The 13,653-nt window shown below is 70.0% G+C and carries 12 protein-coding genes; 8 read left to right on the forward strand and 4 right to left on the reverse strand.

Features of this window, described 5'->3' with window-relative positions; genetic code table 11:
* The first annotated feature begins 95 nt into the window (after positions 1-95).
* Positions 96-1,148, forward strand: a complete 1,053-nt coding sequence (locus tag AC2DFQ_RS00995; RefSeq protein ID WP_484509693.1) for a DUF2776 family protein — start codon at positions 96-98, stop codon at positions 1,146-1,148.
* Positions 1,149-1,268: 120 nt separating this feature from the next.
* Here AC2DFQ_RS00995 and AC2DFQ_RS01000 read toward each other — a convergent pair whose 3' ends face one another.
* Both AC2DFQ_RS01000 and AC2DFQ_RS01005 read right to left on the reverse strand, forming a co-directional pair.
* Complete coding sequence (locus tag AC2DFQ_RS01000) at positions 1,269-2,297, reverse strand: isopenicillin N synthase family dioxygenase (protein WP_484532666.1); 1,029 nt, start codon at positions 2,295-2,297, stop codon at positions 1,269-1,271.
* Between the two features lie 50 nt (positions 2,298-2,347).
* On the reverse strand, positions 2,348-3,532 hold the full coding sequence (locus tag AC2DFQ_RS01005; RefSeq protein WP_484532667.1) for an acyltransferase family protein: 1,185 nt from the start codon (positions 3,530-3,532) through the stop codon (positions 2,348-2,350).
* Positions 3,533-3,609: 77 nt separating this feature from the next.
* Between AC2DFQ_RS01005 and AC2DFQ_RS01010 the strand changes: the two genes are divergently transcribed.
* From AC2DFQ_RS01010 to AC2DFQ_RS01025, 4 genes are all read left to right on the forward strand, one after another.
* A complete protein-coding gene (locus AC2DFQ_RS01010; protein ID WP_484532668.1) occupies positions 3,610-4,494 on the forward strand; it encodes an alpha/beta fold hydrolase in 885 nt (294 codons plus the stop codon).
* Positions 4,495-4,601: 107 nt separating this feature from the next.
* Positions 4,602-5,807 (forward strand): LLM class flavin-dependent oxidoreductase, encoded by a 1,206-nt coding sequence (locus AC2DFQ_RS01015; RefSeq protein WP_484533117.1) that lies wholly within the window; start codon positions 4,602-4,604, stop codon positions 5,805-5,807.
* 1 nt (position 5,808) lies between these two features.
* Positions 5,809-6,474, forward strand: coding sequence for a CE1759 family FMN reductase (locus AC2DFQ_RS01020; RefSeq protein ID WP_484509689.1), 666 nt, complete (start codon positions 5,809-5,811; stop codon positions 6,472-6,474).
* 17 nt (positions 6,475-6,491) lie between these two features.
* Positions 6,492-7,247: a fructosamine kinase family protein gene (locus AC2DFQ_RS01025; RefSeq protein ID WP_484533118.1), complete on the forward strand. Its 756-nt coding sequence runs from the start codon at positions 6,492-6,494 to the stop codon at positions 7,245-7,247.
* Positions 7,248-7,581: 334 nt separating this feature from the next.
* Here the strand turns inward: AC2DFQ_RS01025 and AC2DFQ_RS01030 are convergent, their stop codons facing one another.
* A complete protein-coding gene (locus AC2DFQ_RS01030; RefSeq protein ID WP_484509688.1) occupies positions 7,582-7,767 on the reverse strand; it encodes a DUF5302 domain-containing protein in 186 nt (61 codons plus the stop codon).
* Positions 7,768-7,794: 27 nt separating this feature from the next.
* Entirely contained in the window at positions 7,795-9,012 is a 1,218-nt protein-coding gene (locus AC2DFQ_RS01035) for an aggregation-promoting factor C-terminal-like domain-containing protein (RefSeq protein ID WP_484532669.1), read from the reverse strand.
* 327 nt (positions 9,013-9,339) lie between these two features.
* Here AC2DFQ_RS01035 and AC2DFQ_RS01040 point away from each other — a divergent pair, with 327 nt between their 5' ends.
* The 3 genes from AC2DFQ_RS01040 to AC2DFQ_RS01050 all read left to right on the forward strand — a co-directional run bounded on the left by AC2DFQ_RS01040 (position 9,340) and on the right by AC2DFQ_RS01050 (position 13,552).
* Positions 9,340-11,625, forward strand: coding sequence for a polyribonucleotide nucleotidyltransferase (locus AC2DFQ_RS01040; RefSeq protein WP_484532670.1), 2,286 nt, complete (start codon positions 9,340-9,342; stop codon positions 11,623-11,625).
* Positions 11,626-11,822: 197 nt separating this feature from the next.
* A complete protein-coding gene (locus AC2DFQ_RS01045; protein ID WP_484532671.1) occupies positions 11,823-12,848 on the forward strand; it encodes an aldo/keto reductase in 1,026 nt (341 codons plus the stop codon).
* 101 nt (positions 12,849-12,949) lie between these two features.
* The gene (locus AC2DFQ_RS01050) at positions 12,950-13,552 is read left to right on the forward strand and encodes a histidine phosphatase family protein (RefSeq protein WP_484509684.1); all 603 of its coding nucleotides are present in this window, start codon (positions 12,950-12,952) and stop codon (positions 13,550-13,552) included.
* Positions 13,553-13,653: the final 101 nt, after the last annotated feature.

The raw sequence follows: 13,653 nt of genomic DNA on the forward strand, positions 1-13,653 counted from the left end.
CGGCGGCACACTTGTGAATGCCCGGAGACGCGGATACGTTGTGGATGCCGGGGGAATTCGGGCGACGTCCTTCGGCTCATGAGGAGGTGCTCCGCATGAATTACGGGATCAGCATCCTCTTCCGCGCCATTCCTCTGCTGATGGGCGCCGTCTGCCTGGGGTTCGGGCTGTACGTCCTCAGCGGCGGCAGCGACGCGGGTCATTTCGTCGCAGGGCACGTGCTGACCGCGTTGACGGCCATCTGCATCGCACTGTTCACCACGGCGGCGATGATCATCCGTCAATTGACGAACACCTTCGCGCCGGCGTGGAAGGTCGTTCTCCCCGCGGTGGGCTACGGGGTCGCCCTCGCCACAGCCGCCTGGGGTCTCTGGCTCCGATCGGACGCGACGTCTGCTCAATCGTTCGTCGCGGGTCACGTCGTGTTCGGGGTCGGGCTGGTTGCCGCCTGCGTCTCGACCGTCGGTGCCGCATCCAGCGCGTTCACGCTGATCCCGCGGAACGCCGCGGGCAGTCGCAGCGACGGCGCGCCCGCGGAGGCCTACAGCAGGTCGGCGGCCTGGGCGCTACTCAGCGTGCCCGTCGCAGCGACGTTCATCGCCGGAGCCTGGGCGGTGGTGCTGCTGGCAGGTGGGGCGCAGGCTGATCACTATGTCGCCGGGCACGTGCTGCTCGGACTGACCGCGATCTGCTCGAGTCTGATCGCGCTGGTGGGCACCGTCGTGCGACAGGTGCGCAATCAGTTCGACGAACCGGAGCGCTGGTCGTGGTCGATCTGGGTGCTGGTCATGGGAACCGGCACCATCGTGTGGGGGCTGTTCGTACTGTTCGGCTCGAACCGCCCGGAGCGGATCGCACCTGGCTGCATCCTGCTCGGGCTCGGCTTGATCTGCTTCAGCATCATCTCGAAGGTCTGGCTGCTCGCCTCGGTATGGCGCCGCGACTTCCCGCTGGCCAACAGAGTGCCGATCATCCCGATCATGACCTGTCTGACCTGCCTCTTCTTCGCGGCGTTCCTGGCGGAGGCGGCCACGACCGACCCGAACTTCTTCGTTCCCGCCCGCGTCCTCACAGGGCTCGGGGCGGTCTGCTTCACGCTGTTCTCCATCGTCTCGATCCTCGAGGCGGGCACCTCGAAGGACTCCTGACCCCGCTCTGGCCTCGTCCCGTGGCCCTGTCGCCCCGTCGCCGAGGCTGCAGCCGAACCCGAACGAGGCCCGCTCGCAGTCTCGCGGTCGAGACGGAGCGCGGGGGAGAGTGCGCGAGCGTCAGGAAGACGCGGATGAAGCGGCGCGGGCGGCGACGAGGTCGGGGTGGTGGATGGCCGCCACGTCGGGGTGTGCCCGCAGGCGCGACTTCAGCGCGTTCTCGCCGTAGGTCGCGTGGATGCGGTTCGACGGGTCATCCGTCACACCCCGCGCCTCGGCGGCGAGCTCGGCGGGGAGCTGGATGATGGGCAGCGTCGCATCCAGCGCCGGGTTGAAGAAGAACGGCACCGAGATGCGCTCGTCGGGGGAGCGCGGCGAGATGACGCGATGGTTCGTGGCCGTGAGGTAGCCCTGCGTCGCGTACTCGAGGAGTTCGCCGATGTTCACCACGAATGCGCCGGGCACCGGCGGAGCATCCACCCATTCCCCATCCCGCTGCACCTGCAACCCGCCCTTGCCCGGCTCGACCCACAGGAGCGTGAGCACGCCGGAGTCCTTGTGCGCTCCCACCCCCTGCTGCGGGGTCGGGTCCTCCTTGCCCGGGTATCGCACGATCTTGATGAGGGTGGAGGGCTCGCCGAAGTGCCGGTCGAAGTACGACTCCTCGGCTCCCAAGGACAGCGCCCATGCGCGCAGGAGCTTTCGCGCCACCCCGGTGAGGTGGTCGTGCCACTCGGTCACGACCTCCCGCAGCTCGGGCTGAGCGGCCGGCCACAGGTTGGGGCCGATCAGCCGGGCGTAGTCGGGGGCGTCGGGTTCGGCGACGGCCTCACGCTCCGGGCCGATGTCGATCTGCTCGCGCCAGTCCACCTTGCCCTGCGTGCGCTCGCCGCCGACACGCGTGTAGCCGCGGAAATGCGGGCTCTGCACGTTCTCGATCGCGAGCTTGTCTGCCTCGGGGAGAGCGAAGAAGTCCTTGGCGCCCTGCAGCAGACGGGCCTCGAGCTCCGGCGTCACGCCCGTGCCGACGAGATAGAAGAACCCGACGTGATGGGTCGCGGCGCGGAGCTCCTCGCGGAAGCGCTGGGCGGCGTCGGGACCCTGGTCCAGAAGCGACAGATCGAGGACGGGAAGGTTCAGGTCGGACATGCCCCGAGGCTAGATCTCCGTGCGCCGTGGCGCACGAATGTTGCCCCGCGTTACCGGCCGCTCGGTCCGGGATCCGCCGGGAGCGGGCGAGGATCTTCCCGCGGCCGGCGTGACCCGGTGGGGTCGTCCCGGTGGCCTTCCCGCGTCGCCAGCGCGGGATCTGCGAACAGCCAGCCCGGCCGGGGCTCCACCAGGGGCCGGAACACCCTGCGCACCGGGCTCGTCGCCAGTCCCAACGCGACGAGGACGCTGGCGACGATCACGATCGGCAGCCACAGCCACGTCGGCTCGAGGTCGCGCAGCACACCCGACTCGCGGAAGGGATACAGCACGAACGAGTGCAGCAGGTAGACGTACATGGTGTACCTGCCGAAGTGCGTCCACCACGTCTGCCGTCGTGGCAGGAGGGTGAAGAACGCCGTGCACAGGATGACGGCGACCGCGATCAGCAGCAGACGCACGCCGCCACCCCACCACTGCGGCCCGACGAGAACGGAGTATGCGTCGTCGTAGAACAGCCACGTCCGCAGGTCGACACCGCGCCAGAGGTCCACGAAGAACCAGCTGACGAGAGCTCCGATGACGAAGGCTGCGATCGATGCCGCGACGACCCACCACGGGCGCCGTCCGAGCAGGCGGAACCGCTCGACGATGTCGTGCTCGCGCAGCCACCAGCCCAGCGTGAAGAAAGGCAGCAGTCCGAGGGTGCGGGTGAGTGCGAACGTGGAGTCGACGTTGGGGAGGTAGCCCACACCGATGGAGATCACGACCGTCCACAGCAGCGGCCAGCGCAGGAGCGCGAGGTACGGCAGCACGAGGCGGAAGATGCCGAGCGCGAGGAGGAACCACAGCGTCCATGAGGGCTGGGTGAGGTTGGGGTTGGCCTGACCCTCGACGAACCACTTCGTCATCGTCCACAGGGCTTCGAAGATGACATACGGCACCACGATGTCGGTCAGGATGCGCGCCATCTGCAGTCGGGTGGGTGTTCCGGACTTCGAGAAGTACCCCGAGATGATCGCGAAGGCCGGTATATGGAAGGCGTACACGAGGAGATAGAGCGCGAGAGCGACATCGGAGTCGTAGGTCAGCCGCTGTGTCGCGTGGCCGAGGACGACGAGCACGATGCACGCGAAGCGGGCGTTGTCCCAGAACGGAACGCGTCGCCGCGGGCGCGCCGTGGTCGCGGTGCCGGTGGGGGATGCCGGGTCGGCGGGGGTGGAGGCGTCGCTCATGTCCGCGCCACACTATCTCGGCCGGTCACCGCGCCGACCCCCCTTGCACGGAGGGCGAGGGGATAATGTACCGCCAGATGACCACCCTCGACGATGCATCCCGTCGCGACCGCGCGCTGTCGGACCTCGACTGGCGCGTGCTGCCCGTGGGGGCGGAGAGTGACGTGTTCGCCGCACCCAGCGGTCCCCTCGCGCGCGTGGCCATGGGGTCGGGGGAACGCGGCCGGGTCGTACTCGTTCCCGGGGCGACCGGGTCCAAGGAAGACTTCACCCTGATGCTGCCGCTGCTGGCCGACGCGGGGTACCGGGCGGAAGCGTTCGATCTCGCCGGGCAATACGAGTCGTACCGGGCTGGTCCCGAACGTCTCGATCCACCGCGTGCACATTACGACTACGACCTCTTCGTCAACGATCTGGTCGCGGTGCTCGAGGATGGGGCGTCGCCCGCACACGTCGTGGGCTACTCCTTCGCCGGCCTCGTCGCGGAGGTGGCCCTTTCGCGGCGTGGCGACCTCTTCGCCTCCCTCACGCTTCTGTCGACGCCGCCGGCGACGGGAAACGTCTTTCGCGGGATCAAGCGCATCGGACGGCTCAGTGCACTGACATCCGGTCGGGGAGGGGCGACGCTGATGCTCTGGGGCATCCGCAACAACCTCAACGGCGTGCCGCCGCGACGCCTGGCGTTCGTGCGGGAGCGGTTCGCGCTGACCCGACGCGAGAGCGTCGATGACATCGTCGGCCTGATGATGCGCATGCCCGACGTCGCGTCGGACGTGCGCAATGCCGGCGTTCCCGTCCTTTCCGCGGTCGGTTCGCACGACCTCTGGCCCACTGCCCAGCACCGCGCCTACGCCCGGCGCATCGGTGCACGCTCGGCCGTGTACGACACGGGGCACAGCCCGTGCGAGACCGCACCGCACCAGGTGGTCCGCGACCTGGTGGACCTGTTCGCCACCGCGTGAGCGGGAATAACCTCGGGAACGACGCGTTACACGGGATATATTCACGCGCATATAATCCGAGCGTGGAAGACACGGGAGAAGACGTGAACGAGAAGACCTGGCCGGGCATGCAGTTCGGCATCATGACGGTAAGCGACATCACGGAAGACCCCACGACGGGGCGGACTCCCAGCGAGGCGGAGCGGATCCAGGCGACCCTGACGATCGCCAAGCACGCGGAGGAGGTGGGCCTCGACGTCTTCGCGCTGGGGGAGCACCACAACCCGCCGTTCTGGTCGTCCTCGCCCACGACCACGCTGGCCTACATCGCGGCGCAGACCGACCGCCTCATCCTCACCACCTCCACGACGCTGATCACCACGAACGACCCGGTGAAGATCGCCGAGGACTTCGCGATGCTGCAGCACGTGTCCGGCGGCCGCGTCGACCTCATGCTCGGCCGTGGGAACACCGGCCCCGTGTACCCGTGGTTCGGCAAGGACATCCGCCAGGGCCTGCCCCTCACCATCGAGAACTACGACCTGCTGCACCGCCTGTGGCGTGAGGACGTCGTGGACTGGGAGGGGAAGTTCCGCACGCCGCTGCAGGGCTTCACCTCCACCCCGCGGCCGCTGGACGGCGTGCCGCCGTTCGTGTGGCACGGCTCCATCCGCACCCCCGAGATCGCCGAGCAGGCCGCGTACTACGGCAACGGATTCTTCGCCAACAACATCTTCTGGCCCAAGGAGCACTACCAGCGCCTGATCACGCTGTATCGCGAGCGGTTCGCGCACTACGAGCACGGGACGCCGGAGCAGGCCATCGTCGGGCTCGGCGGGCAGGTGTTCATGCGCGCCCACTCGCAGGATGCCGTGCGCGAGTTCCGCCCGTACTTCGACAACGCTCCCGTGTACGGCCACGGCCCCAGCCTCGAGGACTTCACGGAGATGACGCCGCTGACCGTGGGTTCGCCCCAGCAGGTCATCGACCGCTACGCCGGCATGCGTGACGCGTTCGGGGACTACCAGCGCCAGCTGTTCCTTCTCGATCACGCCGGCCTTCCGTTGAAGACGGTGCTGGAGCAGCTCGACATCCTCGGCGGCGAGGTCGTGCCCGTCCTCCGCAGGGAGCTGGCGCAGAACCGGCCGGCGTCGGTACCGGATGCTCCCACCCACGCCAACCTGGTCGCCGCCGCCTACGGCGAGGGCGCGCCCCGGGAGGCGCGTCCGAAGGCCAACCGGGGCGACAACCTCACCGACGGATCGCCGTACCGCGACACCGCCGCATCCGCCGGCAGCGCCTTCGGCGCCGCGGCAGCCCGGACGGGGGCCTGACATGGCCGTCCGTCGCATCGCCGTGGTGACAGCCGGCTTGTCGAACCCCTCATCGACGCGCATGCTGGCCGATCGGCTGGCCGCCGCCTCCGTCGCGGCTCTGCGCGCGACGTCCACGCCGTCCGACCCTGACGGGATCGATGCCGAGGTGGACGTGTTCGAGCTGCGGGACTATGCGCACGACATCGTCAACAACCTCCTGACGGGTTTCGCCCCGCCGGCGCTGGAGTCGATGATCAACGCCGTGGTGTCGGCCGACGCGATCATCGCGGTCACGCCGATCTTCTCCACCAGCTATTCGGGGCTGTTCAAGTCGTTCGTCGACCTCCTCGACCCCGACGCGTTGACCGGGGTGCCGGTCCTGCTCGGGGCGAACGCCGGAACGGCGCGGCACTCGCTCGCGATCGATTACGCACTGCGTCCGCTGTTCACCTATCTGCACGCGAACCCGGTGCCCACCGGGGTGTTCGCGGCCTCGAGCGACTGGGGGGCCGCCGCCGACCAGGTCGCTCCGCTCGGGGTGCGGGTGGAGCGGGCCGCACGGGAACTGGCCGCAGCCGTGTCCACCCGCGAGGCGGCGCACGGCGACGACCCGTACGACCCGTCGTCCTACCTCGGTGAGGGGCGCTCGTTCGGACACCTTCTCGGCGGGCTCGCGGGGGAGTAGCCGGGCGCGTGCAGCGGATCGTCAAGGAGCGCGCCGACGCGCCGGCGGGATTCTTCGAAGCCGAGGCGGCGGGGCTGGAGTGGCTCGCCGCCGCCGGCGGGGTGCCGGTGGCGCGCGTGCTGGAGGTGTCGCCCGGGCGCATCGTCCTGGAGCGCGTGGCCGATGGGCGACCCGATGCCGCAGCGGCCGCGGCCTTCGGCCGCGCGCTCGCCGACACCCACAGCGCAGGAGCCGACGGGTTCGGCGCACCACCGCCGGGATGGGCAGGGCCCACGTTCATCGGTCGCCGTCGCCAGGCCTGCGAGCCCACCTCCACGTGGGGGGCGTTCTACGCCGCACAGCGGGTGCTGCCGTTCCTCCCGCCGGCGGTCGAGGCCGGGAATCTCACGCCGGTCGAAGCGGCGCTCGTCGCGGACGCCTGCGCGGTCATCGCGGACGGGGCGTTCGACGACGGGGATCCGCCCGCGCGGCTGCACGGCGACCTGTGGGCCGGCAACGTCCTCTGGAGTCCCGACGGCGTGGTTCTCATCGACCCGGCCGCCCACGGCGGGCACCGGGAAACGGATCTGGCGATGCTCGCCCTGTTCGGGTGCCCGTTCCTCGACGTGGTTCGCGACGCGTACCACGCGCGCTCGCCGCTGCGGGCGGGCTGGCGTGACCGCATCCCGCTGCATCAGCTGCATCCCCTCGCCGTGCACGCCGCCGGGCACGGGAGGTCCTATGGCCGTGCGCTGGCCGACGCCGCGGGTCGCACCCTCGACCTGATCCGCTGATCGGTCTGTACACGGCGGGACGGATGCTGCGGCCTGGTTGCGCGCGGATGCCCCGCGGATCCGGTTCAAAACTCAGGAGATCCGCGGCTCCGGTGGCCGCTGGGGCGGGTCCGTGCGGCGTGTCTCCTGAATTTTGAACAGGTGAGTTTCGACCGCCGACGACGAGCCGTCAGGTGGGAGCTGGTTCAGGCGGGACATCCTGCCGTGGCTGTGGCGCCTTGATGCGCGGACGCACGGCCGGCGCGTCGCCAAACACCACGACTACGTGCAGCTTCCCGGAGGCGGCGCGCGCGGCCGCATCCGCAGCCTCCGAACGCCGCCTCCGGGGCTGCGGTCAGCCGCTCTTGCGGCGGAACTCGCGCTTCATGTTGGCCGCCCCGTGCGCACCGTGCACGGGCGAGTCGCCGTCGAGGTGGGCCTCGCCGCTGCGGCTCGCCGCGTTCTTCTTGTCGAGCGCTTCACGGAACTTGCGCTTCATCTCATCGGATGCGGCGCCCTCTGGTTTGCCGTCGGTGCTCATGGTCCCAGCCTAGGCGCGGGGCTCGGGTCAGTACCACCCGGTGTGCTGGGAGTGCTCCCAGGCCCCGCACGGGGCCCCGTATCGGGCCTTGATGTAGGCCAGCCCCCAGGAGATCTGTGTCGCCGCGCTGGTGCGCCAGTCGGGGCCGGCCGAGGCCATCTTCGCCCCCGGGAGCGCCTGAGGGATCCCGTACGCGCCGCTGGAGCGGTTGAGGGCTTCCACGCGCCAGCCCGATTCGCGGTTCCACAGGGAAACGAGGCACCCGAACTGATCCTCACCCCATCCGTAGCGGCCGATCGCACCGCGCGCGTGCGCCTGTGCCTGGCTGGGGGACATGACCGCGCCTGCTCCGGGTGCGGGGGCGGGGGTGGGGGCCGGGGCCGGTGCGGGTGCCGGGGCCGGTGCGGGCGGGGCAGGTGCGGGCGCGGGGGCCGGTGCGGCTGCCGGTGGGGGAGTGTGGCGTGCCGGGCCACCCGCGGCGGGTATCGCCGGCGCGGGCGCGGTCACGCCGCCGCCCGCAGCGCCACCGGGGGCGGCGGCATCCGCAGCGGCTCGCTCCGCGAGATGCGCCTGTCTCTCGCGGGTAACGGTCGTCCCGCGCGCGGCCGCCAGGCGCGCGTACGCGGCGTCGAGCGCACTCTGGGCGGCGGCGACGGCTGCGGTCTCTGCATCCGCCTCCCCGCGTGCCGCCGCGGCGGCGGCCTCAGCCTCGGCGGCGAGCTGTTCGTGCTCCCGCGCTGCTGCGCGGGCCTGCTCCCGCACGGCGGCGACGACCGACGCCGCGGATCGCGCGGCGTAGGCCGAACGCGCCGAGGCCTCCGTCACGCGCTCGAGGACGCCGAGGCGTCCGAGGAGCGACTCGGGGTCGGACGTGGTGAGCAGCTGTGCGAGGACGAGGCCGTCCGACGCCGACCGGTAAAGGCTCGCGGCCACGGTGCCGAATTGCTCCCGCCTCCGGATGAGCTCGCTCTCGGCGTGTGTCGTCTGCGTCTCCAGCTCCTCCGCCCGCGCGGCCGCTGCATCCGCGTCGGCGCGGGAGAGCGCCGCGACGGTGGTCGCGTTGAGTGCGCGCACCGAGGCGGAGGCGGCCGAGGACTCCACGGCCGCGATCTCCGCCCTCAGGTCGGCGACGGTCGCGGGTCTCGCCGGCTGAGCCGCGGCGGATGCGGGGAGGCCCGACAGCCCGAGGGCGAGGACGAGGGCGCACGCCGCACCGCTGTGACGGATGTGACGTACGAGGCCCATGAGGTCACCGTAGAGGAGAAGCGGGCACGCCGCACCAGGGATTCCGGCGCCCGCTCTCAGGCGGGGGGAGAGTGCGGCTGATACGCTGGTGGGGGTTGCCGATTCCGGCACCCGCTCAATTCCATATGAGCTGCGGAGCAGGCCGGCAGACGCTGGTCCCCTGTGGTGGATCCCCATCCGTGTCGGATGGTGGTCGTCTACTGGTGGCCAGATGCCCGGTACCGCGCCGACTTGTCGTCGCGCGCCCTTCTGCCTGTTCCTGCTCCTTCGTATGTTCGCTCGCGGCCCACATGGGGTGGCGAGCCTAAACAAAGAAGGAGGGACCTCTTGGAAGGTCCAGAAATCACCGCCGCCGAGGCCGTTCTCGATAACGGCCGTTTCGGCACCCGCACCGTCCGGTTCGAGACCGGTCGCCTCGCCCAGCAGGCGCAGGGCGCTGTCGCCGCCTACCTCGACGAGGAGACGATGCTCCTCTCGGCCACCAGTGCCGGAAAGCACCCGCGTGAAGGCTTCGACTTCTTCCCGCTGACCGTCGACGTCGAAGAGCGCTCGTACGCCGCGGGCAAGATCCCCGGCTCGTTCTTCCGCCGTGAGGGCCGCCCCTCCACCGAGGCCATCCTCGTGTGCCGCCTGATCGACCGGCCGCTGCGTCCGTCCTTCGTCGAAGGCCTCCGCAACGAGGTCCAGATCGTCGTGACGATCCTCTCGATCGCGCCGGGCGAGTTCTACGACGCCCTCGCCATCAACGCCGCGTCCCTCTCGACGCAGATCTCGGGTCTGCCGTTCTCGGGTCCGATCGCCGGTGTGCGCCTCGCGCTCATGCCCGGTTCCGGCGAGAACGCCGACCAGTGGATCGCCTTCCCGACCGTCTCGCAGCTCGAGGACGCCGTCTTCGACCTCATCGTCGCCGGCCGCGTCATCACGGATGCCGACGGCAACGAGGATGTCGCGATCATGATGGTGGAGGCCGAAGCCACCGAAGGCAGCTGGAACCTCATCAAGGCCGGCGCCACCAAGCCCAACGAGCAGGTCGTCGCTGAGGGCCTCGAGGCCTCGAAGCCCTTCATCAAGCAGCTCGTCGCGGCGCAGAACGTCGTCGCGAACACGGCGGCCAAGCCGATCAAGGAGTTCCCGGTCTTCCTGCCGTACAGCCAGCAGACCTACGACTTCGTCGCCGGGCGCGCCTACGACAAGCTCGTGCCGATCTACCAGATCGCCGACAAGATCGAGCGGCAGAACGCCGACGACGAGCTGAAGGAGGCCGTCCGGGCCGAACTTCTCGCCGCCGTCGAGGCGGGGGAGCTGCCCGCCGTGGCGACGCTGGAGTTCTCGGCGGCTTACAAGTCGGTCACCAAGGTGATCGTCCGTGGGCGCATCCTCGCCGAGGGCGTGCGTATGGACGGCCGTGGTCTGGCGGACATCCGTCCGCTCGATGCCGAGGTGCAGGTCATCCCGCGCGTCCACGGTTCCGCGATCTTCCAGCGCGGCGAGACCCAGATCCTGGGTGTCACCACGCTGAACATGCTCAAGATGGAGCAGCAGATCGATTCGCTGTCGCCGGTGACGCGCAAGCGCTACATGCACCACTACAACTTCCCGCCGTACTCGACCGGTGAGACCGGTCGTGTGGGAAGCCCGAAGCGTCGCGAGATCGGCCACGGCTTCCTCGCCGAGCGCGCTCTCGTTCCCGTGCTGCCGAGCCGCGACGAGTTCCCGTACGCGATCCGTCAGGTCTCCGAGGCTCTCGGATCCAACGGGTCGACGTCGATGGGCTCCGTCTGCGCATCGACCCTGTCGCTCCTGAACGCGGGTGTGCCGCTGCGCGCACCCGTCGCCGGTATCGCCATGGGCCTGGTGACCGACCAGGTCGACGGCCAGACGCGCTACGCCGCGCTGACCGACATCCTCGGCGCCGAAGACGCCCTCGGTGACATGGACTTCAAGGTCGCCGGCACGAGCGAATTCGTCACCGCGATCCAGCTCGACACGAAGCTCGACGGCATCCCGTCGTCGGTGCTCACCGCCGCGCTGCAGCAGGCTCACGAGGCCCGCCTGACGATCCTCGGCGTCCTCAACGCCGCGATCGACGCTCCGGACGAGATGGCTCCCACGGCGCCGCGCGTGATCAGCGTGCAGATCCCGGTCGACAAGATCGGCGAGCTCATCGGCCCCAAGGGCAAGACGATCAACGCCATCCAGGACGCCACCGGCGCCGACATCTCCATCGAGGAGGACGGCACCGTCTACATCGGCGCGACCGATGGTCCCGCCGCCGAGGCGGCGCGTGCCCAGGTGAACGCGATCGCCAACCCCTCCAACCCGGAGATCGGCGAGCAGTTCCTCGGCACGGTCGTCAAGATCGCGACGTTCGGCGCGTTCATCTCGCTGGTGCCCGGCAAGGACGGCCTGCTGCACGTCAGCGAGGTTCGCAAGCTCGCCGGTGGCAAGCGTGTGGAGAACGTCGAAGACGTGCTCAACGTCGGTCAGAAGCTGCTCGTGCGCATCACCAAGATCGACGACCGCGGCAAGCTGTCGCTCGAGCCGGTCGTCGAAGAGGCCGCCGAGGCCGAGGCTCCGGCCGAGGCCGCTGTGGAGGCGCCCGCCGAGGTCTGAGTTCGTCGCAAAGACGATGCCCGCCCCGCTTCCGCGGGGCGGGCATCGTCTTTCCGCGAAAGCGTTACGGAATATTTACCGCCATGCCGTCCCAATCGCCCGGAGCGTCGGAGGCAGGCCATACCCTCGTACTACGCGCCGGGGCGCGCGGTTCACCACTGGATCCGCGCTCGCCGGCCTCAGCTGGGGAGTGCACCATGTCGGGCTCGAGCGTCGGTCAACCGGCCTCCGCGAGTCTGCGTTCGCACGTTCCGGCGCATCCGTCGGCACCCATCCCCGTGCAGGGCCCCGCGCTCGGTGAGGGCGTGCGCGTGCCGCTGGGGGAGTCGGGGCTCGATGTCTTCCCGCTCGCGCTGGGCGGGGCCGAGTTCGGGTGGAATGTCGACATCGACGACAGCCACAGCATCCTGGACACGTACGCCGCACTCGGCGGCAACCTGCTGCACACCGCCGACAGCTTCTCCGCCGGGCGCAGCGAGTACATCATCGGGCAGTGGATGCGTTCGCGCGGAACGCGCGGTGACATGGTCGTCGCCGTCCGCGTCGGTCGTCACCCCGACAATCCCGGGCTCGGGTCGGTCAACCTCGTGCGCGCGGTGGAGGCGTCGCTGACCCGTCTGGACATCGAACGCATCGACGTGCTCTACCTCGATGCGAAGTCGGGTGAGGCGGTGCCGCTGGAAGACACCCTGGCTACCGCGGAGTGGCTCGTGGAAGCCGGCAAGGTCCACACGGTCGGGGCCTACGGATACACCGCCGCCCAACTCGTGGAGGCCCGCATCCTCGCGGCGGCGGGCTACCCCCGCATCACCGTGCTCGACGTCCCGTACAACGTGCTCCGCCGTGACGAGTTCGACGGCGACCTGCGCCTGGTCGCCGGCGCGCAGGGGATGGCCGTCACGCCCTCGCACGCGCTCGAGCACGGCTTCCTCGCCGGGGTGCAGCGGCGCCGCCCGCGCGATGTGCGTTCGGTTCGAGGCGCGCAGATGGCGGCCAGCCTCACGCGGCGCGGCAGTCGCACCCTGCGGGCGCTGGACGGCGTGGCCGAGGAGTTGAGCGTCCCGGTCGCCGCGGTGGCCATCGCGTGGTTGCTCGCGCAGCGCATCGTCACGGCGCCCATCGTCAACGCCTTCACACGCGAGCACGTGGAAGAACTCGTGCAGGGCGTGGGCATCCGGCTGAGCCGCGCTCACCTCTCCGACATCGCTCGCGCCGCTGCCTGAGCGCACCGCCGGGATGCGTCTCACACCCTCATCCGTCACCGCCCCTGACGTAGGGTGGAGACGTGCCTCGGGCACGCCCACCGACGACGAAGCGAGCTGACGTGACGCACTACATCTACCTCGTGCGCCATGGTGAGCATCTGGATGCCGAGCACGGCCTGGCAGACGGTCCGCTGTCGCCGCGAGGCCTTCGCCAGGCGGCCGCCGTCGCCGATCGCCTCTCCGGGGTTCCCCTGGATGCGGTCTGGCATTCACCCCTCCAGCGCGCCGAGCAGACCGCGGTCGCCTTCGCCGAGCGGTTGCCCGCCGTGACCCCGACCCCGTCGGCGCTGCTGTTCGACTGCATCCCCACCGGAATGACCGACGAGACGCCGGCTGCCTATGAACCCTTCTTCGGTGCCGTCACCGAGGCTGAGATCGAGGCGGGGGGCGCCCAGATGGCCGATGCGACGACGGAGTTCCTCGCTCGCCGATCCGGTGACGTGCATGAGCTGCTGATCACGCACAATTTCGTCATCGCCTGGTTCGTGCGGGAGGTGCTGCAGGCACCTCATTGGCGCTGGATGACGCTGAACCAGGCGCACTGCGGGTTGACGGTCATCGCCCAGAAGCCCGGACGCCCCTGGACGCTGCTGGCGCACAACGATCTCGCCCACCTCCCGTTCGAGCTTCGGACCGGACTCCCCGAGCCCAGCCCCGTCTGAGCCCGCCACGCCGTCGAGGGCCCGTACCGCCGAAGCGCCTGCCGCGAAATCCACAACGGCGGAGATCGTCGGTGACACGCCGTCGCCCGGCGTGCACCACC

Source organism: Microbacterium sp. Z11_20 (assembly GCF_057197605.1).